This window comes from Streptomyces sp. NPDC059564 (assembly GCF_042735575.1).
GTDB lineage: Bacteria > Actinomycetota > Actinomycetes > Streptomycetales > Streptomycetaceae > Streptomyces.
The window spans coordinates 1-1,755 of sequence record NZ_JBHWBP010000651.1 but is presented as its reverse complement, the minus strand read 5'-3'; the positions used below and the strand labels follow the sequence as shown (position 1 = coordinate 1,755).

The 1,755-nt window shown below is 75.9% G+C and carries 2 protein-coding genes; one reads left to right on the top strand and one right to left on the bottom strand.

Annotation, left to right across the window (positions count from 1 at the left end):
• Window positions 1-69 precede the first annotated feature (69 nt).
• Window positions 70-765, bottom strand: a complete 696-nt coding sequence (locus tag ACFV0Q_RS41325) for a TerB family tellurite resistance protein (RefSeq protein ID WP_385013232.1) — start codon at window positions 763-765, stop codon at window positions 70-72.
• Between the two features lie 180 nt (window positions 766-945).
• Between ACFV0Q_RS41325 and ACFV0Q_RS41320 the strand changes: the two genes are divergently transcribed.
• The gene (locus tag ACFV0Q_RS41320) at window positions 946-1,704 is read left to right on the top strand and encodes an SDR family NAD(P)-dependent oxidoreductase (RefSeq protein ID WP_385013230.1); all 759 of its coding nucleotides are present in this window, start codon (window positions 946-948) and stop codon (window positions 1,702-1,704) included.
• Window positions 1,705-1,755: the final 51 nt, after the last annotated feature.

Genomic DNA, 1,755 nt, shown 5'->3' with positions numbered 1-1,755 from the left:
GGGGCGTGGAACGCGGCCGGGCCCGGCGGGGGATCCCCCGCCGGGCCCGGACCCTCGTACGCGCGAGCGCTACGGCGCCCGCACCGCCGACAGCAGCCGGGTCACCTCGTCCGCGCCCATCCGCAGCGCCGCGCCGACGGTGGCCAGCACCTCGCGCTCGGCCGGGATGTAGGGCCCGTCCGCGAGGGCGATCCGCGCCCCCTGGAGCAGGATCGACGCCCGGCCCGGCCCGGCCAGGTGCGCGGCCAGCGGCTCCAGCGCCTCGTGGAGCTCGATCGACAGCGCGGCCCCGCAGCACTCGGGCCCGTCGTACAGCCCGAGGCGGCCCTCGTCGGTGGCCAGGGACTCCACGAGGGCCTCCAGCTGCTCCTCGGTGCAGTCCTGGAACCCGGCGGCCCGTACGGCCGACGCGGCGGCCTCCAGCGCGCTGCGCGAGGAGGTCCCGCCCGCCGCCAGCACAGCCAGCGCCACCGTGTGCGCGGCGTCGCGCAGGAGCGCCGAGAAGCGGGTGGTGGTGAGGTGGTCCAGCACGTCGGTGTCGAAGCGCTCCCGGCAGGCCTGGCACTCGACGACCGGCCCGGCCTCGCCGCGCGGCAGCAGCGGTACGCCGAGCACGGTGAAGCGCCGGCGTCCGGTGCGCCGGCGGTAGTTGCGGTCACCACCGCAGCCGGGGCAGAAGAACTCCCCGTCGCCCACGGTGCTCCAGGTGGTACGGATGCCCCAGGCCGTCAGCTTCCGGCCGTCCCCACCCCGAACTGGCAGCACGTCGCACCTCCGTAACCTTCCGGCAACATCGCCGGGTTGGCGTGATGTTAGCCACATCGGTGAGGATGCGTCAGCCGTGTGACAAGACAACATCGGGCGGGGGCGCGCAGTTGGCCGAGTTGCGCCCCCCCGCGGCCGGGCGCGGCGCCGGCCCCTCCCGTTGTCCCTACGCTCGGCCGCATGAACGAGAAGTCCTGCTTGGTGACCGGCGCCGCCAGCGGCATCGGCCGGGCCACGTCCCTGCTGCTGGCCCGCTCCGGCGCCCGGGTGACCGCGGCCGACGTCAACGGCCCCGGCCTGGAGGCCCTGCGCGCGCGGCTGGCCGACGAGGGCCACCCCGTCACCGTCGTGACCGGCGACGTGTCCGATCCCGGGGCCAACCGCGCGATGGTGGCGGCGGCGGTCGGTGCCTACGGGCGCCTGGACGTCGCCGTGGCGAACGCCGGGGTGCTCCCCCTTTCGGATGTACGCGAGACCAGCCCGCAGGACTGGGACCACGTGATGGCCATCGACGGCCGGGGCATGTTCCTGACCTGCAAGTACGCGATCGAGGCGATGCTCGCGCAGGAGCGGCCCGGCGGGGCGCTCGTGTGCGTGTCCTCGATCTCGGGGGTGGCCGGGCAGGCGCGGCAGGCGGCCTACGGGCCGGCGAAGTTCGTGGCCTCGGGGCTGACCAAGCACCTCGCGGTGGAGTGGGCCGCGCACGGGATCCGCGTCAACGCGGTGGCACCCGGCACCATCCGTACGGAGCGGGTGCTGGCGCTGCGGGACGAGCCGGGCGGGCCGGAGTACCTGGAGGAGATCGCGGGGGCGCACCCGATGGGGCGGCTCGGGGAGCCGGAGGAGGTGGCCCGGGTCATCGCCTTCCTGGCGTCCGACGCGGCCTCGTTCGTGACCGGCGTGGTGCTCCCGGTGGACGGCGGCTACCTGGCCCGCTGAGGGGCCCGGAGACGCCCGTGGCCCCGTACCTCCGGGCGGGAGGTACGGGGC

Bases quoted from the DNA above. Each gene is read 5' to 3' on its own strand.
- ACFV0Q_RS41320 (WP_385013230.1), top strand. From the start codon at position 946: ATGAACGAGAAGTCCTGCTTGGTGACCGGCGCCGCCAGCGGCATCGGC.